The 23774-nt window shown below is 58.1% G+C and carries 21 protein-coding genes; 4 read left to right on the plus strand and 17 right to left on the minus strand.

The window, feature by feature from the left end:
- Positions 1-223 precede the first annotated feature (223 nt).
- The 7 genes from ACR0IM_RS03015 to purC form a co-directional block, all read right to left on the minus strand.
- Entirely contained in the window at positions 224-1558 is a 1335-nt protein-coding gene (locus tag ACR0IM_RS03015; protein ID WP_480590839.1) for a sigma-54-dependent transcriptional regulator, read from the minus strand.
- Positions 1559-1571: 13 nt separating this feature from the next.
- On the minus strand, positions 1572-3350 hold the full coding sequence (locus ACR0IM_RS03020; RefSeq protein WP_480640449.1) for a sensor histidine kinase: 1779 nt from the start codon (positions 3348-3350) through the stop codon (positions 1572-1574).
- A gap of 36 nt (positions 3351-3386) precedes the next feature.
- Positions 3387-4055, minus strand: coding sequence for a phosphoribosylformylglycinamidine synthase subunit PurQ (gene purQ, locus ACR0IM_RS03025; RefSeq protein WP_480680775.1), 669 nt, complete (start codon positions 4053-4055; stop codon positions 3387-3389).
- An 11-nt stretch (positions 4056-4066) separates the two neighbouring features.
- Entirely contained in the window at positions 4067-5110 is a 1044-nt protein-coding gene (locus ACR0IM_RS03030; RefSeq protein ID WP_480680776.1) for a zinc-dependent alcohol dehydrogenase family protein, read from the minus strand.
- 4 nt (positions 5111-5114) lie between these two features.
- Entirely contained in the window at positions 5115-5345 is a 231-nt protein-coding gene (gene purS, locus ACR0IM_RS03035; protein ID WP_109311572.1) for a phosphoribosylformylglycinamidine synthase subunit PurS, read from the minus strand.
- A gap of 116 nt (positions 5346-5461) precedes the next feature.
- On the minus strand, positions 5462-6124 hold the full coding sequence (locus ACR0IM_RS03040; protein WP_480590832.1) for a MarC family protein: 663 nt from the start codon (positions 6122-6124) through the stop codon (positions 5462-5464).
- 131 nt (positions 6125-6255) lie between these two features.
- On the minus strand, positions 6256-7011 hold the full coding sequence (gene purC / locus ACR0IM_RS03045; RefSeq protein ID WP_475209549.1) for a phosphoribosylaminoimidazolesuccinocarboxamide synthase: 756 nt from the start codon (positions 7009-7011) through the stop codon (positions 6256-6258).
- A gap of 187 nt (positions 7012-7198) precedes the next feature.
- Here purC and ACR0IM_RS03050 point away from each other — a divergent pair, with 187 nt between their 5' ends.
- Both ACR0IM_RS03050 and bmt read left to right on the plus strand, forming a co-directional pair.
- A complete protein-coding gene (locus tag ACR0IM_RS03050) occupies positions 7199-7516 on the plus strand; it encodes a DUF1476 domain-containing protein (protein WP_480590830.1) in 318 nt (105 codons plus the stop codon).
- A gap of 123 nt (positions 7517-7639) precedes the next feature.
- Positions 7640-8653, plus strand: a complete 1014-nt coding sequence (bmt, locus tag ACR0IM_RS03055) for a betaine--homocysteine S-methyltransferase (protein WP_480590828.1) — start codon at positions 7640-7642, stop codon at positions 8651-8653.
- A gap of 3 nt (positions 8654-8656) precedes the next feature.
- On the opposite strand, the gene ACR0IM_RS03060 is transcribed toward bmt, so the two are convergent.
- The 10 genes from ACR0IM_RS03060 to ACR0IM_RS03105 all read right to left on the minus strand — a co-directional run bounded on the left by ACR0IM_RS03060 (position 8657) and on the right by ACR0IM_RS03105 (position 20101).
- Positions 8657-9433 carry an enoyl-CoA hydratase-related protein gene (locus ACR0IM_RS03060; protein ID WP_480680777.1) on the minus strand — a complete coding sequence of 259 codons (777 nt, stop codon included), beginning with the start codon at positions 9431-9433 and terminating at the stop codon, positions 8657-8659.
- Between the two features lie 74 nt (positions 9434-9507).
- Positions 9508-9963: a cytochrome c-type biogenesis protein gene (locus ACR0IM_RS03065; RefSeq protein WP_480680778.1), complete on the minus strand. Its 456-nt coding sequence runs from the start codon at positions 9961-9963 to the stop codon at positions 9508-9510.
- Positions 9960-11924: a heme lyase CcmF/NrfE family subunit gene (locus ACR0IM_RS03070; protein ID WP_480680779.1), complete on the minus strand. Its 1965-nt coding sequence runs from the start codon at positions 11922-11924 to the stop codon at positions 9960-9962. The genes ACR0IM_RS03065 and ACR0IM_RS03070 overlap by 4 nt, the downstream gene beginning before the upstream one ends.
- A gap of 75 nt (positions 11925-11999) precedes the next feature.
- Positions 12000-12578, minus strand: a complete 579-nt coding sequence (locus ACR0IM_RS03075) for a holin family protein (protein WP_480680780.1) — start codon at positions 12576-12578, stop codon at positions 12000-12002.
- Positions 12569-13180, minus strand: coding sequence for a holin-associated N-acetylmuramidase (locus ACR0IM_RS03080; protein WP_480680782.1), 612 nt, complete (start codon positions 13178-13180; stop codon positions 12569-12571). Before ACR0IM_RS03080 ends, ACR0IM_RS03075 begins: the two co-directional genes overlap by 10 nt.
- 148 nt (positions 13181-13328) lie before the next feature.
- Entirely contained in the window at positions 13329-13775 is a 447-nt protein-coding gene (ccmE, locus tag ACR0IM_RS03085) for a cytochrome c maturation protein CcmE (RefSeq protein WP_421599844.1), read from the minus strand.
- Between the two features lie 7 nt (positions 13776-13782).
- A complete protein-coding gene (gene argC / locus ACR0IM_RS03090; protein WP_480680783.1) occupies positions 13783-14811 on the minus strand; it encodes an N-acetyl-gamma-glutamyl-phosphate reductase in 1029 nt (342 codons plus the stop codon).
- Between the two features lie 94 nt (positions 14812-14905).
- Positions 14906-15715: a glutamate racemase gene (locus ACR0IM_RS03095; protein WP_480680784.1), complete on the minus strand. Its 810-nt coding sequence runs from the start codon at positions 15713-15715 to the stop codon at positions 14906-14908.
- Positions 15716-15723: 8 nt separating this feature from the next.
- A complete protein-coding gene (locus tag ACR0IM_RS03100) occupies positions 15724-16602 on the minus strand; it encodes a lysophospholipid acyltransferase family protein (RefSeq protein WP_480680785.1) in 879 nt (292 codons plus the stop codon).
- Positions 16603-16681: 79 nt separating this feature from the next.
- On the minus strand, positions 16682-20101 hold the full coding sequence (locus ACR0IM_RS03105) for an indolepyruvate ferredoxin oxidoreductase family protein (protein ID WP_480680786.1): 3420 nt from the start codon (positions 20099-20101) through the stop codon (positions 16682-16684).
- Positions 20102-20270: 169 nt separating this feature from the next.
- Here ACR0IM_RS03105 and ACR0IM_RS03110 point away from each other — a divergent pair, with 169 nt between their 5' ends.
- The gene (locus ACR0IM_RS03110; RefSeq protein WP_480590811.1) at positions 20271-21179 is read left to right on the plus strand and encodes a LysR family transcriptional regulator; all 909 of its coding nucleotides are present in this window, start codon (positions 20271-20273) and stop codon (positions 21177-21179) included.
- A gap of 279 nt (positions 21180-21458) precedes the next feature.
- A complete protein-coding gene (locus ACR0IM_RS03115; protein WP_480680788.1) occupies positions 21459-23744 on the plus strand; it encodes a mechanosensitive ion channel family protein in 2286 nt (761 codons plus the stop codon).
- Positions 23745-23774 lie beyond the last annotated feature (30 nt).

Below are 23774 nucleotides of genomic sequence, written 5' to 3' on the forward strand. Positions count from 1 at the left end.
TGGGATTGTCACCATCCGCGGCAAAGCAGCGAAACTCAAAGATTCGGGGCTTAGGGGCACAAAAAGGCCCGGCCCGTTCGGACACAATAAAAGCAGTCCTGTGGAAAAGACAATGGGCAAACTGCATCAGAGGTCCTGAACACTGCTCAGGATATCTTTATCTGGTAAAATATTTTCCCGGGGGAGCGCCAGAAGGGCGGCGGGGGCAGAGCCCCCTGCCTGATCACAGATAATCCGAACGCTGCAGACCGTATTTAGCCATCTTTTCGTTCAGCGTTCGCCGCGGCAAACACAGTTCATCCATCACCGAGGCAATCGAGCCCTTGTGACGGCGCATCGTGTTATCAATCAGCATCCGCTCGAACGCTTCGACATATTCCTTGAGCGGTTTGCCCTCGGTCGTCATCACCGGCTGCATTTCCTCGTGATCCGACATCAGCAGCGACGCAATCGTGCCCGAGCCGCGGCGCGACTGTAGCACGGCGCGTTCTGCGATGTTGATCAACTGGCGTACATTGCCCGGCCACGGGGCCTGCAACAGTTGCGCAGCTTCCTGAGCACTGACCTGGGGCGCATCACATCCGTATTCCTCGGCAAACTGCTCGCTGAGACGGGTGAACAGCGTCAGAATATCCTCGCCCCGCTGGCGCAGGGGCGGCATGGTGATCCGCAGCGCGGCTAGGCGATAGAACAGGTCCGGGCGCAGTACGTCTTCGCTGGTCTTTCCGGCCTCTTGCAGGTTGGAAATCGCAACGATCCGCGTTTCCGCCGGCGTGCCCTGATCATTCATGACACTCAGCAAGCGGGCCTGCAGCGTGTCACTCAGCGCCTCGACATCCTCCAGAACCAGCGTCCCCCCGCGCGCCTCTTCAATGGCGGGCAACTGCGTATCCTCGGGCATCATCGGGCCAAAGAGGCGTTTCGACAGAACGTCTTCCTCAAGCGCCGCGCAGGACACCAGAACGAATTTCTTGCCTGCCCGGCTGCCAACCGCGTGCAGCGCGTGCGCGACCAGCGTTTTACCGGTGCCCGTTTCACCATCAATCAGGACATGACCGTCCGCTTGCCCCAGGTCCAGGATATCCTCGCGCAGACGCTCCATCACCGGGCTGGCGCCGATCAGCTTGTTCATGATCTGCGTGCCACCTGACAGCTCGCGCCGCAGTGCCCGGTTGTCCAATGTCAGACGGCGGGCATTGCTGGCGCGCTTGGCCAGTTCGGACATCCGATCCGGGTTAAAGGGTTTTTCAAGGAAATCGAACGCGCCCACGCGCATCGCCTCAACCGCCATGGGTACGTCACCGTGACCGGTGATCATGATGACCGGCAAAGTGCTGTCGGCCCCCATCAGCTTTTTCAGCAACTGAATGCCGTCCATACCGGGCATTTTGATGTCCGAGATGACAATGCCCGGATAGTCCGGCCCCAACACTTTCAGCGCATCCTCGGCGCTGGAAAAGGTCTCGGTGTCATATCCCGACAGTGCCAGCCACTGGCTGATCGACTGGCGCATGTCCTGTTCGTCATCCACAATGGCGATTTTCATGGCCTGTGCCATAGTAATTCCTTTGTTATTCAGCGGCCTCGAGGCCGTCGCTTCCCAGTATCGGCAGCTGCATCTCAAACACCGCGCCACCGTGCTGGCTGTTGCGGGCGGTCAACCGCCCCCCATGGTCGTTTACGATACCCGAAGATATGGCAAGTCCCAAACCGACCCCGTCTCCGGGCTGCTTAGTTGTATAAAACGGCTCGAACAGGTTCTCGATGTCCTCGATACCATAGCCGTTGTCACGGACTGTCAGCACCGCCATATCGCCTGCTGCCAGAATGATTTCCACATCCGGCTCTGATACAGATTTGGTGGCGTCAAGCGCATTGCGCAAGAGGTTCACCATCACCTGTTCAATCCGCATCCTGTCCCCCATCACAATGACAGGTTCCTCGGGCAAAATCTGTGTGATCTTCACATGCCGCTGACGCAGTTGCGGTTCCATCATCGACAGGGACGAGGCCAGCGCTTCGCCAAGATTTACGGGCGAAAACGCATCCGCTCCCTTACGCGCGTAGGATTTGAGTTGCCGGGTGATCGCGCCCATCCGCTCGATCAAACCGTCGATGCGGCCAAAGCTGGCCAATGCCTCTTCGGGTCGGTTTCGGCGCAGCAGCAAACGCGCGCCGGCCAGATAGGTTTTCATTGCAGCCAGCGGTTGATTCAACTCGTGACTGACGGCGGCTGACATCTCGCCCAACGCGGCTAGTTTCGAGCTTTGTGCCAGCGTCTGTTCGGCAACTTCCAGCGTCTTTTCAACCCTTTCGCGCTCAGCGATTTCCCGCTGCAGCCTTGCATTCAATGCGCGAAGCTCTGCCGACTCGCGCTGGAACAAGGCCATCCGTAGCGTTGCCCTTCGGCTGAGTGCGTAGAAGGCCAGCGCCAACAGAATCGCAAAGCCCATGATCTCAAGCGCGAGAACGCTGTTTACCTTTTCACGGATCGAAGCGTAGGTCGTGAAGGACGTCATCTGCCAGCCACGGAACGGTATGCGTGTTTCCATCCGCATCACAGCCTCGCCCTGCAGATAGGCATCGGGCGGTAGAGCAGTCCAATCCGCCGTGGCCCGGATCGCGCGTTGAATTGCACCTTCCGGAGGTTGCCGCAGCATGGCTGAGTTTTCGTCCAGCCCGCGCCACTGTGGTTCGGTCGACAGGATGATCGCCCCGGTGCTGTCGGTGACCATCACAGCATCGGAAATACCGGCCCACGCAAGCTCGAACTTGTGCAGATCGACCTCGACAACAATCACGCCAAGGTTATCGGCATTGGCATCGATCCGGCGCGAGTAGACAAAACTGTAGCCGCCGGATTCCTTCGGAATGACGGTAAAGATCGTGGCGTTAGAACGTACCGCATCAATAAAATAGGGCGAACTGCGGTGCGCTTCACCCAACCGGTTGCGATCGGTGGACGCGACCAGCCGCCCGTCCCCATCCAACAGCATCAGGGACGCTGCCCCGATCTCTTCGACAAATGAGATCAGGCGTTGTGTAGACAGCGAAAAGTCACCGGATTGCAGCGCCGAGATCAACGCCGGATCACGCGACAGCAGTTGCGGTACAATCGCGTTTCTGCGCAGTTCGCTCAGCAGGTTACCGGAATACAGCGCAAGGCGCACCTCGGCCCGGTTGCGAGTCGACTCGGTGAATCTGTCCGTCAGCAGACGGTTCGTGATCCAGATCGTCGCGAAGGCAGCGACCAACAAGGCGATCACAGCAAACCGCAGGCGCCACCCAAGGGGCGCGCCGCGGAATGGTTTTGTCAGGTTGGACCAGCCGGAACGAAGATCGGAGCTCATCCCGGAAAATTACGCGGGGTTCGGCACAACCTCAAGTCACGCAGGCGCGAGGACACCCGACAATGCGCGGAACAATGCCGTACCGTCGGTGCCACCATGCCCATCATCCGCTGCACGTTCCGGATGCGGCATCATACCGAGAACCCTGCGATTTTCGGACAGGATGCCGGCAATGTCCCCGACCGAGCCGTTCGGATTCTCGGAATAGGTGAATGCGATCCGGTCCTGATCCCGAAGCGCAGACAATGTCGCGTCATCGGCAAAATAGTTTCCGTCATGGTGCGCAATCGGAATTCCGATCACGTCACCCGCATTGTAGCCTTGAGTAAAGGCGCTGTCGCTGGTTTCCACCTTCAGGCCCACGGTCTTGCAGATGTATTTCAAGCCTGCGTTGCGCAACAGCGCGCCGGGCAGAATGCCGGTTTCGGTCAGAATCTGGAACCCGTTGCACACCCCCACGGCGTAACCGCCCCGATTGGTGTGATCGACCACGGCCTTACAGATCGGTGATTGCGCGGCGATTGCACCACAGCGCAGGTAGTCGCCATAAGAAAACCCGCCGGGCACGCCCACGATGTCGATGCCCTCGGGCAGCGCGGCATCCTTGTGCCAGACCATATCGACCTGAAATCCAGCCTGCTCAAAGGCCACTGCAAGGTCCCGGTCACAGTTCGAACCGGGGAAAACGATGACGGCTGCGCGCATTGCGGACCCTCCTAACAGACAAAATCGGTGACCACGGCAACACCCGGCGGCGTTGGAAGGTCAAAGGCGGCAAGTTCATCACTTACCTGGTTCAGAGATATTTTTCGCGTCACCAGCGGGCTGAGATTAACGCTTCCCCCTGAAATCAGTGACAACAGCGACGGATAGCGCCAGCTTGGCATCCCGCGTGTTCCATATACGGCCAACTGGCCTGAATACAGCACGTCCATCGGGAGGGACATGTCCGAGTGCTGCCCTGTTGGCATCCCGATCTGTACCATCCGACCCAGTTTGCGCAAGGATTTCACCGCCGCGACGGTGGTGGTTTCGACCCCCAGCGCCTCGATCGCCACATGTGCCCCGCCGCCGGTGATTTCTTTCACTGCTTCAGGTGCATTGCTGGTGGCCGCATTGACCACCGCGTCAGCACCAAGGCTTTGGGCATAGATCAGCTTGTCGTCGGCGATATCGACTACAACGACACGGGCCCCCAGCGCCTTGCCCAGCAACAGCGTGGACAGACCGACGCCACCGCCGCCAAAGATGGCCAGCCATTCGCCGCCCTGTATCTGCGCCCGACCGACCAATGCCTGCCATGCGGTTGTTACCCGGCAACCCAGGGCAGCCGCAATTTCGGGTGGCAGCGTGTCCGGCAAGGCCGTCAGGTTGGCGTCAGCATGCGCGACAGCGATGTACTCGGCAAAGGCGCCATCACAGGTGAAACCGGGCACGACCTGATCTGCACAGATCGTCTGATGACCTTGCGCACAATCGGGACAATGACCGCAGGCCAGAATGAACGGCGCGATCACCCGATCCCCGGCTTTCCACAGAGACACACGCGCCCCAACCGCGACAACCTCGCCGCAATACTCATGCCCGAGTGTCATCGGCAAGACCACATCCGGGTCAGACCCCGACCACGCGTGCCAATCCGACCGGCAAACGCCGCAGGCCAAAACCCGGACGACAACGCCGTCCTCGGCCGGTTCGGGGTCGGGAATGGTTGTCAGCTCCAGTGGCTGACGATAGGTGATCAGACGGGCGGCCCGCATCTAGTCAGACCAGTTCGATCTCGTAGCGCTCGATGACGGTATTGGCCAACAGCTTTTCGCACATCTCGGTGATGTCCGCCTCGGTCGCGCCTTCAGCCAGTTCCAGGTCGATCACCTTGCCCTGACGCACCCCTTCGACCTGATCAAAGCCCATGGCGCCCAAAGCGTGCCGCACGGCCTCGCCCTGCGGGTCGAGGACCCCGTTCTTCAGCATCACATGCACCCGTGCTTTCATTCCTGCAACTCCAGCTGAGGGCCGTGGTTCCGGGCCCGTTCCGTTGCGCGGGGGATAGCGTGCGAAGCGGCGTTCGACAACCCTTGTCCGCATACAGTTTGACGCAGGCGAGCCGATCAGCTTCCGCCGATCAGTCCCGGGTACCGCGCATCTATGGCGTTGAATGTGCCGGTCAGCACCATTTCAACGGCCACAGCGACAAGGATAATAGCCATGACGCGGGTAATCACATTGATCATGGTCGGCCCGAAAAACCGGGAAATCGGGTCCGCGAACAGCAATCCCAGCCCCACAATGGCGCAGGCAATCAACACTGCGGACCCCAAGGTGACAATCTCGGCCCCGTCGGACAGCGTGTGGGCAAAGACAATTGTGGTCGCGATAGTGCCCGGACCGATGGTCAGAGGTATCGCCAGCGGAACAACGGCGATATTGCTTTTCTTCTTGGCCCCCTCTTCCACCGCCTGCTGATCGCCCTGTGGCCGGTCAGAGGCATTCAGCATCGACATGCCGACCCCCAGAATGATCAATCCACCGGCGATACGGAACGATGGAATATCGATGCCAAAGATGGCCAGAACCTCTTCGCCCACCAGTACGGCGATCAGGGCGACAATCACAACAGTGCCCGTTACGATCAGCGCCACTCGTTTGCGTTCCGAGGCCGAGTAGCCCTCGGTCATGCTTAGGAATATCGGGATGCCGTAAAGCGGGTTGAAGATCGCCAGCAGCGCCGCGAGGAATTTGAGAAAAACAGCCTGATCAAACAATTCGGCCATATCGGGACCACCCTGGTTGCACCTGCCCGACAATGCGAAGGACCGGACGCGCTGTCAAACCACTAGAGCAAAAGAAAAAAGCGCCGTCGGTGCAGACAGCGCTTTCAGCATTTTTTGGACCGAAATACTGCTCAGTTGATAAGCGTCGGTTTCGTCACGTTGCTTTTGGGCAAAACACCCAGACGGCGCGCAACCTCGGAATAGGCATCGGTCAGGCTGCCCAAATCGCGGCGGAACACGTCCTTGTCTAGTTTCTGGCCGGTCTCGATATCCCACAGGCGGCAACTGTCGGGGCTGATCTCATCCGCGATGATCAGTCGTTGGTAGTCGCCGTCATAGACACGGCCGATCTCGATCTTGAAATCAACCAGACGGATGCCCACGGCCAGCATTATGCCGCTCATGAAGTCATTCACCCTCAACGCGAGGCTCAGGATGTCCTCCATGTCCTGCTGGCTGGCCCAGCCAAAAGCGGCGATGTGTTCTTCGGTAACCAGAGGATCACCCAGCGCATCGTCCTTGTAGCAGTATTCCACGATCGGACGCGGCAGTTGCGTGCCCTCTGCGATGCCCAGACGTTTCGACATCGAACCGGCAGCATAGTTGCGCACGATCACTTCCAGAGGCACGATTTCACAGCTGCGCACCAGTTGTTCGCGCATGTTCAGACGGCGGATAAAATGGGTCGGCACGCCGATCTGAGCCAGCCCGTTCATGAAGAATTCACTCAGGCGGTTGTTCAGTACGCCCTTGCCGTCGATCACGTCTTTTTTCTCGGCGTTGAACGCGGTGGCGTCATCCTTGAAATACTGTACAATAGTGCCCGGTTCGGGACCTTCGTACAGAATCTTGGCCTTACCTTCATAGATTTTCTTGCGACGCGCCATAAGCGACCTTTCCACTCAGAACAGAGGGAATGAGTCCCCTCACGTTGGCGTTCTCATAGTGCAAGCCCCCCTTTCCCGCAAGTTTACTGACCCGAGGGGCTTTGACGCAGCGCAAATACCTTGCGAACAGCCGCACGTATAGTCATATCATCAGGAAAGAAGTTGTTATCCAAGAGGTCCCCAACCAATGACCACGTTTGACGAACGCGAATACGCCTTTGAAGCAAAGTTTGCGCATGACGAGGAAATGCAGTTCAAGGCACAGGCCCGCTGCAACAAGCTGCTTGGCCTTTGGGCTGCAGAGAAACTCGGCAAATCCGGCCAAGAGGCTGAAGACTACGCAAAAACCGTCGTCACAGCCGATCTGGAAGAAGCCGGGCACGAAGACGTTGTGCGCAAAGTCTCGGGCGATCTGGGTTCGCTTTCCTCGGATGACGAAATCCGCGCCAAGATGGCCGAGCTTCTTCCCGAAGCCAAAGCCCAGGTTCTCAGCGAAACGGACTAAGGCTTGTTTGACCACCTCATGATCTTCATGAGATTTATGAATTTGATTTGACGTCCCGGTCATGAGACACGGGGCGTCTCTAATAATTGTCAGGCCGATTGCGCCTTTTTTTGGAATATCCCAATGACAAATGCACTGAGCAAGCTTCTCGAAATCAAAGATGCCATTCTGGCAGACGGCGCAACAGGTACGAACCTTTTCAACATGGGTCTGCAGTCCGGTGATGCGCCCGAGCTGTGGAACGTGGACGCCCCGGACAAGATTCGCGCGTTGTATCAGGGCTCGGTCGATGCGGGCAGCGATCTGTTCCTGACCAACACATTCGGTGGCACATCGGCACGCTTGAAACTGCATGATGCGCAGAACCGTGTGGCCGAATTGAACCGCATTGGCGCGGAACTCGGCCGCGAGGTCGCCGACAAAGCCGGACGTCCTGTCGTGGTGGCTGGCTCAGTCGGTCCGACCGGTGAGATCATGGAACCTGTCGGCAGCCTTTCCCACGCCGCAGCAGTCGAGATGTTCCACGAACAGGCAGAGGCACTCAAGGTTGGCGGTGCGGATGTCCTGTGGCTGGAAACCATCAGCGCCCCGGAGGAGTTCCGCGCGGCTGCCGAGGCCTTTGCCCTGGCCGACATGCCCTGGTGCGGCACCATGAGCTTTGATACCGCCGGGCGTACCATGATGGGCGTCACCTCGGCTGAACTGGCGCAGTTGGTCGAAACCCTGCCCAATCCACCGGTTGCTTTCGGAGCCAATTGCGGCACCGGCGCCTCGGACATTCTGCGCACGGTGCTGGGCTTTGCTGCACAAGGAACCGAGCGTCCCGTGATCTCGAAAGGCAATGCCGGTATCCCGAAATATGTCGATGGCCACATCCACTATGACGGCACGCCCGAACTGATGGGTGATTACGCGGCAATGGCCCGGGATGCCGGGGCCACGATCATAGGCGGTTGCTGCGGCACCATGCCCGACCATCTGCACAAAATGCGCGAAGCACTGGACACGCGCCCGCGCGGCTCGCGCCCGACACTGGATCAGATCACCGATGCCCTGGGGCCGTTCTCCTCTGCATCGGATGGCACTGGCGACGATGGCGCACCAGAGCGTCGTACACGCCGTCGCCGCCGTGCCTGAGCTTCAGCGCCCTTCGAATTTCGGGGGGCGTTTTTCCATGAAGGCCACGACGCCTTCGGCGAAATCGCGGCTGCGGCCACAATCACCCTGCAGATGCGCCTCGATCGCCAGTTGCTGCGGCAATGTTTTCTCATATGTCCCGCGGATCGCCTTTTTGATCGCTCCGAATCCGGCAGTGGGACCTTTGGCCAGATAAGCTGCGCGCTTGCGCCAATGGGCGTCGAACACGTCGTCGGGCACGGCTTCCCAGATCAGGCCCCAGTCATCCGCTTGCCGCGCGCTGATCTTGTCGGCAAACAAGGCGGCCCCCATGGACTTGGCAAACCCCATCTGACGCGGCATGAACCACGTACCACCTGCGTCGGGCAACAGGCCAATCCGGGCAAACGCCTGTAGGAAATAGGCGCTTTCGGTCGCAATCACCACATCCGCACTCAGCGCAAGGTTTGCCCCCGCCCCGGCGGCCGGGCCGTTGACGGCGGCAATGGTGGGAACCGGACTGTCATAGATCGTCTCCAGCATCGGCTCGTATTCATCGCGCAGCGTCCGTTCCAGATCGATCTTGCCTGTGCTGGACGCGTCGCCAAGATCCTGCCCCGAACAAAAGGCACCGCCGGATCCGGTCAGAACAATCGCCCGCGCGTGGCGGGCGGCGTATTTCATAGCGTGCGTGACCTCAGCCCGCATCTGCGCTGTCATCGCGTTCATCTTGTCAGGACGGTTCAGGGTCACAACCGCCAAATCGTCCGTGATGTCCAACAGGATCGTTTCGTATTCCATGAACCCCTCACCAAAATTCCGTTCTTTTCGAAACCCTGACTGAAATACAGGGGAAGGAAAAGCGGAACCCTGGGTCAGTCTTCAAGAATTTGGCGCAAACGCTCTTTTTCGGCTTCGGTCAGCTTGTCCTTATCACCGCTGATTTGAACCTGAGCCCGCTTGCGCAGAAAACTCCAGCCCATCGCGGCGGCAATCAGCAACATGACCGGACCGGCCAGCCACAGCATCAGGTTCGAGCCCGATGTGGTCGGTTTCAGCAACACATACTCGCCGTAACGATCCACGATGAAGGCTATTGCCTCTTCATCCGTGTCCCCCGCCACAAGACGTTCCCGCAGAAGTATCCTTAAATCGCGAGCCAGTTCGGCATTGCTTTCATCGATGCTTTCGTTGCGGCAAACCAGACAACGCAGCCCGGTGCTGAGGTCCCGCGCCCGTTGTTCCAGCGCCGGATCGTCCAGAACTTCGTCGGGCTGGACAGCAAACAGAGGCGACGCAATCAGCGTCAGGATCAGGATCAGACGTTTCATTCCGCAGGTACTCCGCCCGCTGGCGTCTTGCGCGCACCGGCTGCTACACGGAACCGGCGGTCCGACAGGCTGAGCAACCCGCCCAGGGACATCAGGATACAGCCGCCCCAGATCCAGTTCGCCAGCGGTTTGATATAGGTCCGCATGACCCAGCCGCCATCGGCCTGCTGATCACCTATAACCACATAGAGATCGCCGAGGAACCGATAGTCAATCGCCGCTTCGGTTGTAGGCATCCGAGCGACCGGATAGTCTCGTTTTTCAGGATGAAGCGTGCCCATAGGCCGCCCGTTCTTTTCAACCACAACATCAGCCATGGTCGAGAAATAGTTCGGCCCCTGTACACGCCGGACATCATTGAGCATCAGGGTGAACTGCCCGACCTCGAACGGCTGACCGGGTTGGGCAACGCGGATGTCTTCGACCTCCCACGCAGTCAGGCCAGCAATGGCGAAAATGGTCACACCCAGACCGGTATGCGCCACAGCCTTGCCCCAGTCTGCGCCCGGCAGACGGAACAGGCGCTTGAGGCTGCGTTGTCGCCCAGTGCGGCTCCACAAGTCAACGGCCGCTCCAAAGGTGATCCATGCGCCCAGGAACAGACCAACCGGCCCCAGCGCACTGCGCCCGGTCTGCGTCGCCCAGACCAGCAAGGCCAGAGCCAGTGCCAGCAGGAAGGCATAGCGCAGGGAAAAAGCCGTTTTGCCAAGTTTGCCGCGTTTCCACGGAAGCATCGCGCCCACCGGCAGAGCAATGCCCAATGCGACCATGAACGGCGTGAAGGCCGAATTGAAGAACGGCGCTCCAACCGAGAGTTTGCGATCGAACGCCATCTCGGCCACCATCGGCCACATTGTCCCGACAAACACGACGAAACAGCTGACGGCCAGCAGGATATTGTTCAGAATCAGCGCGCTTTCGCGGCTGACCATACCAAAGACGCCCTTGGCCTCCATCGCCTGCGCACGCGCGGCAAACAGGGTCAGAGACCCGCCGATGAAGATCACCAGAATGAACAGGATGAACACGCCACGTTCGGGGTCGTTGGCGAAAGCGTGGACCGAGGTCAACAGCCCCGATCGCACAATGAACGTACCGATCAGCGAGAAACCAAAGGCAATGATCGCAAGCAGGATGGTCCAGCTTTTCAGAGCCTCGCGCTTTTCCACCACAATGGCCGAGTGCAGCAGTGCAGCAGCCAGCAGCCACGGCATGAACGAGGCGTTCTCGACCGGGTCCCAAAACCAGAACCCGCCCCAACCAAGCTCGTAATATGCCCACCAGGATCCCAACGCGATGCCGATGGTCAGAAAAACCCACGCGGCCAGAGTCCAAGGGCGCACCCAGCGTCCCCATGCGGCGTCGACGCGTCCCTCGATAAGGGCGGCGACGGCAAAGCTGAAGGCCATGCTCAGGCCCACGTAGCCCAGGTACAGGAACGGTGGATGAAAGGCCAAACCGGGGTCCTGCAACAGTGGGTTCAGATCGCGCCCGTCAAATGGCGCCACGATCAGCCTGTCGAACGGGTTCGACGTGAACAGGATGAAGGCAAAGAACGCCACAGCAATCGCGGACTGAACCGCCAGAACCCGCGCTTTCAGTGTGGGTGGCAGGCCGCCCCCGAAGAACGCGGCCATGGCGCCGAACAACGACACGATCAGAACCCACAACAGCATCGAGCCTTCGTGGTTCCCCCATGTGCCACTGATCTTGTACAGCATCGGTTTAGCTGAATGGCTGTTTTCAACTACCACCCGCAGCGAGAAATCCGAGGTCACAAACGCCCAGACCAGTGCCCAGAACGAGAACCCAACCAGCAGGAACTGCAGGATGGCCGCAGGTTCGGCAAAGGACATCCATCCGGGCCACCGTTTGGCGGCACCAATCAGCGGAACCACTGACTGCACGATGGCAACCAGAAAAGCGAGGATCAGGGCAAAGTGGCCAAGTTCTGTAATCATGGCCCCGGATATAATCCCGTTACCGGGCAAGCACCAATCACTTTCGCCCCTTTGGGGCGAGCATAGTGTCGCGGGTCAGGCTGTGCGTTTGCGCCGCCAGTCCTCCAACGCCGGGTTGTCGCCGGGATGGCTGGCACTTTCGGCCAGTGCAACGTCGGTCCCAGGGTCGGCAGCCCCGATTCCATCACTGCGCAGGGCTTTCAACGCTTGAAGGTTTTCCAGCACCTGGGGCGCGCGCTGCATCGTGGCCGTAATCTCTCGTTGCATATCCTGAACCTTGGTCTGATGACGCGCACCGAAATAGAACGACACGATTACACCAAGCAGCCACCACAACGGCTCGGGCACTAAGGCGATCCCCTGCATCCGCGCCGCGAACCACAACGGATCGACCATGGCGGCAACGAACAAACCCAACGTCCCCAGCGCCATCGCCGGGCGCGGCAACCGGTTGAGCCCGTCCATGACCCGATCAAATGCGCCTTTGCGAGGCACCTGAAACTCCTGACCGAACTGAACCATCGCCTGTTGCTGTAACGTCAGACTGCGCGCAGCCCCGTTCTCGGCATTTTCCCGAAATATTTCAGCAGTTTCGCGCACGACGTTGCGACCGCCTCCGAACAGAAACGTCAAGACGTTCGAGATCAGCCCCATCCCGCAACTCTCCTTTGAAAATCTGCATCGCTTAAGTGATATGCCGGAGAGACAAATTCCTCGGCCCGGCGAATCCACCCGCCTTTGCCACCCGCCCGGCTCCGGGCGTATTTGCGGGATGCGGGCCTGTTGTCGGCAAGCCGAAAGTAAAAGTTACGCCGCGCGACACCATAGGAATCCCGCAAAGCCACCGGATCAGGGTCCGCCGCGTTCTCGCAGGCCCGCGCAGTTTTTGGCCCAACGATTCCGTCAACGGTGACCCCGAACCCCATTTCACGTAGCAGACGTTGAAGAATCTTGACGGCCTGCCCACCGGCGTTGACGTACATGTCAAACACCGAAGGGTGCAAAATCGTCGGGAGCAGGCTCAGCCGGGGCAGCTCAAAGTAATGCTGCACAAAAATATCGACAGCCTGTGATTTGCTGAGCATACGTACATCGGCACCGTTGATCACCCCATCGCCCGAAAGGTCCAGCCCAAGGCGGCGCATGGTGTGAATGGTCACACCGTACTTGGTCGCTCCGCCGGGATCGTCTGGATCGTCCACAAACCCGCCTTCGCGGGCCACAATCTCAGTTGCAATCTGTCGCACCGTCTGCATCGCACCCTCCGCATTTGGTCCGACACACAGTTTCCCAACCCGGTTAAATTCCTCCAACGAAACAGGGCGCTGCCCGCCGGTTGCGCGCAACGCCCTGCATTATTAATTCCAAATCAATTCCCGCCGCAGGCCCGCAGGGCAGCTGAGTTCAGCTTTCGTCTGCTTCCTGGTAAACGCCTTGCTCTTTCAGAGCATCCACGACCTCTTTCGGCATGTAGGTTTCATCGTGTTTGGCAAGAATTTCAGTGGCTTCAAAAACACCATTTACGTATGAACCCGTGCCCACCATACCCTGATTTTCGGCAAACAAATCAGGCAGAACACCGGTGAATGCCACCGGCACACTTTCGCCACCATCGGTCACGACAAAATGCACCGTCTCGCCCTGCCCTCGTATGATCGAGCCTTCCTCGACAAGACCGCCGATGCGGAAAACCTCAGTCGGTTTCGGCGGCTCGGCGATCACCTGACTGGGTGAGCGGAAGAAGTTTATACCGTCCTGCAACGCATATCCAATCAACCCCGTGGCCACGAAAAGAGCCACGACGGCCAGCAGAATAACTTGTACACGACGGCGTTTCTTGAGCGTTTTCATTTCGTCCTCACGGGAACAGCGGGGCCATCATCAGGCCCGCGGTTTCATCCTCACCTAACATCAGGTTAGCGTTCTGCAAGGCTTGGCCACTGCTACCTTTTGTCAGGTTATCCAACGCGCCGATCACGATGGCGCGCCGTTCAATCCGGTCGCCAACCACACCGATATGGCAGAAATTCGAACCCCGCACATGGTGGGTCGAAGGCGTCTCGCCAAACGGCAACATCCGGATAAATGGTTCATTTTCATAGGCCTTACCCAGCGCTTCGTACACACTGGCCGGATCGCCCTTGACGTAAGTGGTCGCCAGAATACCCCGGTTGGCCGGGATCAGGTGCGGCGTGAACTGCACGTGCACGGTGCGACCAGCCAGAGCCGAAAACTCCTGATCAAACTCGCCCAGATGTCGGTGAGTACCACCCACGGCATAGGCATTGTAACCCTCGCTAAGCTCAGCGTGCAGCAGATTTTCTTTCAGCGATCTCCCTGCCCCCGATACGGCGCATTTCAGGTCCAGCACGATATCGTCCAGATCGATCACGCCCGCCATTATCAGCGGCCTCAGCACATACTGCCCCGTGGCCGCATTGCAGCCCGTGCCCGCAACGAGCCGCGCGTTGCGGATATCATTCCGGTAGAACTCGGTCAGGCCATAAACTGCCTCTTCCTGCTGCTCCAGGGCGACGTGCGGATTGCCGTACCACTTCTCGTATTCATCCGCGTCCCGCAAACGGAAATCCGCAGAGAGATCGATGATTTTCAGGTCTTTCGGCAGGTCGCGAATGACCTCTTGGCTGGTCTTGTGGGGCAGCGCGCAGAAGCACAGATCGATTTGCGAGAAATCAATCTCAGCGATTTTGCAAAGGTCTGGCAAATCCATGTGGCGCAGATGCGGGAAAACCTGCGCCATCGACATCCCGGCCTTCCGCTCGGCAGCCAAAGCCGTGATTTCCATGTTCGGGTGCTCGGCGATCAACCGCACCAGTTCGGCGCCGGTATAGCCGGAGGCACCCAGAATTGCGATTTTATGGGTCATGTCAGACCTCTTGTTCCATAGTGTCACATATCACGACGGCCGATGTGACGGCCTTCGAATAAAGGAGAATGCGTTAAGCCGTCCTTGACCTAAGTCAGGCGGCCTCGAACGTGATTTGTCGTCGGAGGAACTGCGTAGCACGGTCGCTGACCGTGCCGGGCTTTCCTGTGGTCAGAAACCCACCTTTGCCCTCACCCTGCATCTTCGGGTGCCGCTGCAAGTAATCCGCAAGGCTTTCAGCCACCAAAGCCCCCTGGCTGAACACTTGCACATCCGAACCCAAGGCAGCCTGAAAAGTTTCGGCCATCAGCGGATAGTGAGTACAGCCCAAAATCGCGGCCTGCGGTTCCGGCATTTTCCGTTTTAGCGCATCCACATGGCTGCGCACCAGCGCCTCGGCCAGAATCATGTCGCCGTCTTCGATTGCGTCGACCACACCGCCACAAGCCTGCGCCTCGACATCCACACCAATTGCGCGAAACGCCAGTTCCCGCTGGAAGGCCCGGCTGGACACCGTCGCTGGCGTTGCAAACAGCGCAACGTGTTTGACAGCGACCTCACGCGGAGGGCTGTTGTCGCCCCATTGACGCTCGGTCAGGGCTTCGATCAGAGGTACGAAGACACCCAGAACGCGCTTGCCATCTGGCACGCCTTCTTCCTGCATCCGGCGCAAAGCAGCCGCACTGGCAGTGTTACAGGCCAGAATCACCAGATCACAGCCGCGGTTCCAAAGATCGTAAACGGCACGCCGTGTCAGGTCATAGATATTCTCGGCATCGCGCACACCATAGGGCGCATGTCCGCTGTCCGCGAAATACAGGAAATCCACGTCCGGCAGACGTTTCTGCGCGGCGTCCAGAACGGTCAGACCGCCCAATCCAGAATCAAAGATACCTACTGCCATTTGCCCCTTTAGGCGCGATGCCGTTCCTCAAATTCATAGCCGTAGTCATAAGACTTCAGCGGCGTTGGGGACAGCTCATACGTGGCTTTGCGCAAGAAATCCATCATCTTGCGCGTATCCTTCGCCAGAGGGTCCAGAACGTCGCGCGAGATGGGGTCTCCGATCACCACTTTGACCGGCGTATCGACGCGTTTCTTGAACTCTTTGATCAGCAAACCCATGCGCAGGGTATTGTGCAAATGACTAGCAATCTGGAAAAGCCGCGAGGTGTGTCCATCAAAGAAAACCGGCACCACTGTGGCGCTCGACTTGGCCACCATTCGCGCCGTGAAACCGCGCCAGCCCGGGTCCATCGGATGTGAGAACGGCTTGACGCCTGTGCTGACCGTTCCTCCGGGAAAAACTCCAATCGCCCCGCCCTCGCTCAGATAGTTCAGCGCGGTCTTGCGGGTTTCCAGATTCAGTTTCATAGCCTCTTTCGATTCATCAAACGAGATCGGCAGAATGATGCGATTCAGATCCTCAGCCTTGCGGAAAACATGGTTGGCCAGAATACGGAAATCACCCCGGGTTTGAGACAGGATGTGGCCCATCATCATCCCGTCGAGAATGCCATAAGGGTGATTGGCAATCAGGATCAGTGGACCGTCTTTGGGAACATTCGACAACGCCCCGCCGACCACATCCAGAGACAGCCCGTAGCGTTCCACCATCACCGACCAGAAATCGCGCCCGTTAGCCACCTCTTTCTCATACCCATCCGCGCGCTTGATCAGGCGCATACGACCGGTGGTGTTCTCCATCAGTTTGATCACCATCTGCCCGCCTTTGGTTTCGGCGGAATAAGCGTAGGAAATGTCACGAGCGACATGACGGCGCGAGGGCATTCGAATCTCCGAGTTTACTGCCTGCAAGATAGGTTTAAGCAACAATTTTGCCTAGGTTCCGTGACAAGACAGTGACGATTTACTCCGCCGCCGCGCGCAGTTCGGGCCCTCCGTTGCGGATCGAGGATAGCAGTTCTTCGCGCCGATTGGCCGCTTTGGCCTCGTTTGCACGCAAAACCGGCCCGAACCCACGAATGTCCAACGGCAATTGCGCAAGGGCGATAATCGCATCCCGCGTTTGAGGTGTAACAAGAGGGATTATCTCTTTGATATCCAGCTCATATTGCTTGATCAGCTTCCGTTCCATCCGCCGTTCGGCATTGTAACCGAAAATGTCCAGCGGTGTCCCGCGCAGGACTTTCAGTTTGGCGAGAACTTTCATAGGCTTCAGCAACCATTCCCCATACGCATGTTTCTTTGGCCGACCGTCCGATCCGGTGCCACCCAGAATGGGCGGGGCCAAATGGAAGGTCATTTTGAAAACCCCATCAAACTCTGCCGCCGCCTTATCCCGACTGTCCAGCATCAGGCGGGCAACCTCGTATTCATCCTTATAGGACAACAGCTTGTGATATCCTTTCGCCACGGCCTTGCGGATGCCTTCATCGTCAAACGCATTAACCAATTTGAGATACCGTTTAGCCAGACGACCACTTTGGTAAGCGGTCAGGTGTTGCACACGAAAACCAATAATCGCGTCCAGAGTCTTCGGCAATTCAGCCGTATTAGGCTCTAGAATCCCTGTAACCTCTTGCGGATGCAAGACGGCCCAACGCCCAATTTCGAAAGCGCGTTTGTTGCGCTCAACCGCCGTGCCGTTCAATTCAATGGCCGACACGATGGCCTGATGGCTGACAGGCAGAAGACCGCGTTGCCATGCCGCGCCGAAGATCATCATGTTGGAATAGATCGAGTCTCCCATCACTGCGCGCGCCAGATCGGTAGCATCAAACAGCGAGACATCCTCTTTCAACCGCGCCTGCAATGACAATTTGAGTCTGTCGCCCGGAATTCTGAACTCAGTATCACGGGTGAAATCACCGGTGACGGTTTCATGGCTGTTGACGACAGCCCCGGTTTGGCCGGCCCGTGTCAGGCCCAACGTCTTGGCCCCGGCGGACACCACCAGATCGCCACCGATCAAGGCATGTGCCTCGCCTGTGGCGACGCGAATGGCACTGATATCTTCGGGGCGGTTGGCCAAGCGGCAGTTGATATGCACAGCGCCTCCCTTCTGGGCCAAACCTGCCATCTCCATCATCCCGGCGCCTTTGCCGTCGATCTGTGCCGCTTGCGCCAGTACGGCACCCAAGGTCACGACGCCGGTGCCCCCAACTCCGGTGATGACCACGTTATGAGTTCCCTTGATCTCTGGCAGCACGGGATCGGGCAAATCCGGCAGGTCGATTTCGGTGATTGCCTCCTTTCGGATTTGCGCGCCTTCCAACGTTACAAACGACGGGCAAAACCCGATGATACAAGAGAAGTCCTTGTTGCAGCTGGATTGGTCGACGGCCCGCTTGCGGCCCAACTCGGTCTCGACGGGCACAATCGAGACGCAGTTCGACTGCACACCGCAATCACCGCATCCTTCGCAGATATCAGTGTTGATAAAGACCCGTTTGTCCGGATCCGGGAACGCACCTTTTTTGCGACGACGCCGTTTTTCGGCGGCGCAGGTCTGGACGTAGACGATGACCGAAACGCCCACAATCTCGCGAAAACGTTCCTGCACTTGAATCAGTTCGGCTCGTTCAAAGGTTTCAACTCCGGCGGGCAGAGCCTTGAAATTTAAATCTTCTTTTTCATCGTAAACCACCGCGACATGCTGAACGCCCATGGCTTTGACTTCGGCCACGATCCGTTCTGCCGTCAGACCGCCTTCGTTCTCCTGCCCGCCGGTCATAGCGACGGCGTCGTTGAACAGGATCTTGAAGGTGATATTCGTGCCCGCCGACAAAGCCGCCCGGACCGCCTGCACACCCGAGTGGTTATATGTCCCGTCGCCGAGGTTCTGGAACACATGTTTGGTGGTTGAGAATGGCGCCTCACCGATCCAGTTTGCACCCTCACCGCCCATCTGCGTGAAGCCGGTGGTTTCGCGGTCCATCCACTGCACCATGTAGTGACAACCGATGCCCGCATAAGCACGGCTGCCATTGGGCAACCGGGTCGAACTGTTATGCGGGCAGCCCGAACAGAAATACGGCAGTCGCGTTGCGATTTCCTCGGCATTGTCCGCCCGGCGAGCATCGGACAGGCTGGCCAGGCCGGCGCGAACACCGTCGGTATCCCGGCCCTCTTCGATCAGAATCTCACCCAGTTTCTCGGCGATCATGATCGGGTCCAGCGCGCCACGCGTCGGGAACAGTTCCTCGCGGTGCAGCGTCCCGGCCCCGCCTTTGTACCAACCGTACACACGGCGACCGCGGCGATCGTCAAAGATGGCTTCTTTGACCTGCACCTCGATCAGTTTGCGTTTTTCTTCAACGATAACAATAAGGTCAAGCCCTTGTGCCCAGTCATGGAATCCGGCCATGTCCAGCGGGAAGGTTTGTCCGACCTTGTATGTGGTGATGCCCAGACGTTCGGCCTCGGCCTCGTCGATGTTCAAAAGAGACATCGCATGGGTCAGGTCCAGCCAGTTTTTCCCTGCCGCGACAAAGCCGACTTTGGCCCCGGGTTTGCCCCAGACCCGACGGTCCATCGTGTTAACGTGCGAGAACGTCTCGGCAGCGAAGCGTTTATAGTCGATCATCCGCCCTTCCTGCAGGTGCGGTGTGTCGCCCAGGCGGATGTTCAACCCGCCGTCGGGCACGTCGAACTCAGGCACGACCAACTTCATTCGATCGGCGCTTCCGTCAACGACCGATGTTACTTCGATCGTGTCCTTCATCGTCTTCAGACCGACCCAAAGCCCCGAGAACCGGCTGAGCGCAATCCCGTAGACACCGCAATCCAGAACCTCCTGTACACCCGCAGGGCTGACAATTGGCATGTACATGTCGACCAGCGACCATTCGGACTGGTGCAGTACGGTTGAGCTTTCGCCGGTGTGATCATCTCCCATGGCCACTAGCACGCCGCCATGCTTGGCCGTACCCGCCATGTTGGCGTGGCGCATCGCATCGCCGGACCGGTCTACCCCAGGCCCTTTGCCGTACCATAGGCCGAATACGCCATCGAACCGTCCGTCCCCGCGCAACCCCGCTTGCTGGCTACCCCATAGGGCGGTGGCAGCCAGATCCTCGTTCAATCCGTACTGAAACGTGACGTCGCTTTCGGCCAGTTGCTTTTGCGCTCTCGTCATCTGCTGGTCCACGGCACCCAGCGGCGACCCGCGATAACCGGTCACCAGACCCGCCGTGTTCAACCCCACCCGCGTGTCCCGCGCCTTTTGGATCAGCATCAGACGCACAAGCGCTTGCGTCCCGTTCAAAAGGACCGGGTTCTTTTCCAGATCGAACCGGTCACTCAACGATATTTGTGGCTGACTCATCAGACGCCTCCCCTCGTCAGATCAGTGTGCTACTTTTTCACCCATTTTAGGTCATAATATCTGACCTGCATAGGTTTTATCCTCTGAATCCTAAGGATTTCAGCGTTTGAATGTGGAAGTTGTTACCTATTTCATATAGGCGTTCCGAGGAATAACGAAAGTTGCGGCGATGGATTGGGACAAGCTTAGAATATTTCACGCGGTGGCGGATGCAGGCAGCCTGACTCATGCGGGTGACAAGCTGAATCTGTCACAATCGGCCGTCAGCCGACAGATCAGAGCACTGGAAGAGTCGCTCGATTCGACTCTGTTTCACCGACACGCACGCGGTCTGATCCTGACCGAACAGGGTGAGTTGCTGTTCGATGCAACTTCGGCCATGTCAAAACGACTGGACGCCGCTGCCGCCCGTATCCGCGACAGCGAAGAAGAAGTCTTTGGCGTGCTGCGGGTCACCACCACTTTTGGCTTCGGTACGCTCTGGCTGGCCCCTCGCCTGCCGAAACTGTACGAACAGTATCCCGACCTCAACATAGACCTGATGCTGGAAGAGCGTGTGCTGGACCTGCCCATGCGCGAAGCCGACGTCGCTATTCGCATGAAAGAACCCAGCCAGGCCGATCTGGTCCGCAAGCGGCTGATGACCGTGCAGATGATGCTGTACGCGACCCAGGAATACATCGAAACGCATGGCGGGATGCTGGAGTCACTGGACGAAATCAAGGACCATCGACTGATTTGTCAGACGCCCTCGGCCCCACAGGTCGGTGCAAGCGCCTCGATGGTACGGCACTTGATGACGTATAACCCCGGTTCGCTGCTGACCGTGAACAACTATTTCGGTGTTCTGCAGGGCGTGCTTCATAATCTGGGCATCGGCGTGCTGCCGGATTACGTGACGCAGGATTTTCCGCATCTTGTTCCGATCCTGTCAGATATCGAAACCGCAGACGTTCCCGTCTATCTCGCCTACCCCGAAGAATTGCGCCATTCCAAACGCGTCGAAGCCTTCCGTGACTTTGTTCAGGATGAGATCATCGCCCAACGCAAGCAGTTGAAGCAGATGGGAAAACTCTAGCTATGCGCACGCAGCATAGCGGGCATGACAAGTAATCAGTCTGAAAAATCTTGATCGTTCACAAACTGATCCCTAAATGAGCACTCGAAGGCGGTGATGCTGAAACGCTCATCATCTTCATACCTCCCTGTTGGACTACGGCCGAGCTTAGTGCTCGGCCTTTTTTTTGGCTTAAGGCCACGTGTGCCAGTCCGATTGCCAAAACTTCTGTGATTTCCGGGCACTTAGACCTATGATCACGAAAAAAATCACGAAGACTTGTGTTCGAGGACAGATTCGATGTTTCAGCCCTTTCGCCTATTGCTGGTGATAATCTCCGTTGTTTGCCTGACCGGGCCTGTATTGGCGCAGAGCAACGGCTCGACCGGTTCCACAGCCCCTGTCAGCATTCCTGAAGACCTGACACCTGAACAGGTCGACGATCTGGTCGCGCGTATGTCCGACGATCAAGTTCGCGCCATTTTGTTGGAGCGTCTGGATGCGGTCGCGGAAAAACACGCCGCTGAGGCAGCGGATCGTGAAGACCCGATAACTGAAATCAACGAGATTTGGGCCGAAATGGTGGCGTCGTGGACGCATGTTGCGGTCACCATACCGAACCTTTTCACAGCGCAGGTTCAAGCGGTCGAGACCTTTGTCGGCACCTTTGGGACCACCGGCGCACTATCTCTTTTGGGCTTGATCTTAAGCGTCCTAGTCGTCGGGTTCGTTGCGGAAAAGCTGTTCGGCTTCCTTACCCGCAATTGGCTTCGCGGGGTTGAAGCGGCCGATGAAAACGACCTGTGGGGGGCAGTCAGATACCTGTTCCGCCGTTTCTGCCGCGAAATCGCAGGACTGGTCGTGTTTTACGTCGTTATCCGAGCGCTGGGACGCGGCCTTCTGACGCCCGAACAAATCATCTACGCCGCGCCCTTTGTTTTCTACCTGATCTGGATTCCCCGATTGGGAGCTGCCGCCTCGCGGTTCATTCTGGCTCCGAACAAACCGCACTATCGGCTGGTGAATATTGATGATCATTGGGCGAAATACCTGCACCGTAATCTGATTGGCCTTCTGTTCCTGATCGGTTTCACGCTGTTCATTCTTCATTTCAACGAACTGAACGGCATTACCGGCCGTGAAACACGTATCGGATTCTGGCTGAACGCTGCGACCCACATCTATATTGGCGTAATAGCCTGGAAAGCCCGTGAGGGGCTTTCGCAAATGATGTTGGGCACAGACCCCGATCACACCAAGTTCGACGAAGAAGTTGCTCATTATTACCCCTATTTCGCCATCGGCGTGTCGGCGGTGATCTGGTTGCTTGTCGAATTCCTTGTCGCACAGCGCAACCCGGTTTACCTGCATATGCTGGTTCAGGGCGCTCACTACACCACCATGTTCTGGCTGCTGATCGCGCCAGCGCTGGACACGTTGATCCGCGGTTTGGTGCGCCATCTTCAACCTCCGATGCAGGGCGAAGGCCCTGTTGCTGAGCGGGCGTATAAATCCAGCAAACGCAGTTATATCCGCATTGGCCGGGTTTTGGCTGGCATTCTGGTCATCCTGATGATTGCCAGGGCATGGGATCTGGACCTGCAGGAAATCGCAGGTGGAGGCGCCGAATCCGGTAGCAAGCTGATCCAGTTCTTCATCATCATCGCTGTCGGCTACATCCTGAACGAGGTCGTCTCGCTCTGGATCAACCGGCGTCTGGCGAAAGAACAAACTGCAGCCGAGCAAAGCCCCGACGAAGAGGCTGGTGAAGGCGGTGGTTCAGGCGGTTCGCGTCTGGCGACGGTTCTGCCGCTGCTGAGAGTGACCGCGCAGGCTGCCATCGCGGTGATTTTTGTCCTGCTTGCCCTTGGGGCATTGGGAATCAATATCACCCCGCTTCTGGCCGGTGCTGGTGTGTTGGGTCTGGCCATCGGCTTTGGCGCCCAGAAACTGGTGGCTGACATCGTCGGCGGCGTTTTCTTTCTGGTGGATGATGCTTTCCGGGTTGGCGAATATGTGGATGTCGGAGGCACCACCGGAACGGTCGAGAAAATCTCGATCCGCTCGATGCAACTGCGTCACCACCGCGGTCCGGTTCACACCATCCCTTACGGTGAAATCCAGAAGTTGACCAATTACAGCCGCGACTGGGTCATCATGAAACTGAAGTTCACCGTGCCATTCGACACCGACCCCAACAAGGTGAAGAAGATCTTCAAGAAGATCGGTGCTGAGATGATGGAAGACGAAACCCACAAGGACGGGTTCCTGCAGCCCTTCAAGTCGCAAGGCGTGTTTGACTTTGACGATGTTGGCATGATCATCCGTGGCAAGTTCATGGCCAAGCCGGGCAAGCAGTTCACCCTGCGCAAGGAAATCTTCAATCGCGTGAAGGCCGCGTTCAAGGAAAACGGCATCGACTTTGCCCGCCGCGAGGTGCGCGTAGCGATCCCTGGACTGGACGACGCCGATCACCTCACTGAGGAACAAAAAACCGCCATCGGGGCTGCTGCCGGTGAAGCCGCCAACCAGCAAGCCGAACAGCAGGGTCAAAAAACCGGTTCCGCTCACGGCGCGCCGGAGTAGAATGAAGATACCTGAAAGACCATAATGGCC

Source organism: Ruegeria sp. BF6, from assembly GCF_056538665.1.

Bases quoted from the DNA above. Each gene is read 5' to 3' on its own strand.
- ACR0IM_RS03015 (WP_480590839.1), bottom strand. From the start codon at position 1,558: ATGGCACAGGCCATGAAAATCGCCATTGTGGATGACGAACAGGACATG.
- ACR0IM_RS03020 (WP_480640449.1), bottom strand. From the start codon at position 3,350: ATGAGCTCCGATCTTCGTTCCGGCTGGTCCAACCTGACAAAACCATTC.
- purQ (WP_480680775.1), bottom strand. From the start codon at position 4,055: ATGCGCGCAGCCGTCATCGTTTTCCCCGGTTCGAACTGTGACCGGGAC.
- ACR0IM_RS03030 (WP_480680776.1), bottom strand. From the start codon at position 5,110: ATGCGGGCCGCCCGTCTGATCACCTATCGTCAGCCACTGGAGCTGACA.
- purS (WP_109311572.1), bottom strand. From the start codon at position 5,345: ATGAAAGCACGGGTGCATGTGATGCTGAAGAACGGGGTCCTCGACCCG.
- ACR0IM_RS03040 (WP_480590832.1), bottom strand. From the start codon at position 6,124: ATGGCCGAATTGTTTGATCAGGCTGTTTTTCTCAAATTCCTCGCGGCG.
- purC (WP_475209549.1), bottom strand. From the start codon at position 7,011: ATGGCGCGTCGCAAGAAAATCTATGAAGGTAAGGCCAAGATTCTGTAC.
- ACR0IM_RS03050 (WP_480590830.1), top strand. From the start codon at position 7,199: ATGACCACGTTTGACGAACGCGAATACGCCTTTGAAGCAAAGTTTGCG.
- bmt (WP_480590828.1), top strand. From the start codon at position 7,640: ATGACAAATGCACTGAGCAAGCTTCTCGAAATCAAAGATGCCATTCTG.
- ACR0IM_RS03060 (WP_480680777.1), bottom strand. From the start codon at position 9,433: ATGGAATACGAAACGATCCTGTTGGACATCACGGACGATTTGGCGGTT.
- ACR0IM_RS03065 (WP_480680778.1), bottom strand. From the start codon at position 9,963: ATGAAACGTCTGATCCTGATCCTGACGCTGATTGCGTCGCCTCTGTTT.
- ACR0IM_RS03070 (WP_480680779.1), bottom strand. From the start codon at position 11,924: ATGATTACAGAACTTGGCCACTTTGCCCTGATCCTCGCTTTTCTGGTT.
- ACR0IM_RS03075 (WP_480680780.1), bottom strand. From the start codon at position 12,578: ATGGGGCTGATCTCGAACGTCTTGACGTTTCTGTTCGGAGGCGGTCGC.
- ACR0IM_RS03080 (WP_480680782.1), bottom strand. From the start codon at position 13,180: ATGCAGACGGTGCGACAGATTGCAACTGAGATTGTGGCCCGCGAAGGC.
- ccmE (WP_421599844.1), bottom strand. From the start codon at position 13,775: ATGAAAACGCTCAAGAAACGCCGTCGTGTACAAGTTATTCTGCTGGCC.
- argC (WP_480680783.1), bottom strand. From the start codon at position 14,811: ATGACCCATAAAATCGCAATTCTGGGTGCCTCCGGCTATACCGGCGCC.
- ACR0IM_RS03095 (WP_480680784.1), bottom strand. From the start codon at position 15,715: ATGGCAGTAGGTATCTTTGATTCTGGATTGGGCGGTCTGACCGTTCTG.
- ACR0IM_RS03100 (WP_480680785.1), bottom strand. From the start codon at position 16,602: ATGCCCTCGCGCCGTCATGTCGCTCGTGACATTTCCTACGCTTATTCC.
- ACR0IM_RS03105 (WP_480680786.1), bottom strand. From the start codon at position 20,101: ATGAGTCAGCCACAAATATCGTTGAGTGACCGGTTCGATCTGGAAAAG.
- ACR0IM_RS03110 (WP_480590811.1), top strand. From the start codon at position 20,271: ATGGATTGGGACAAGCTTAGAATATTTCACGCGGTGGCGGATGCAGGC.
- ACR0IM_RS03115 (WP_480680788.1), top strand. From the start codon at position 21,459: ATGTTTCAGCCCTTTCGCCTATTGCTGGTGATAATCTCCGTTGTTTGC.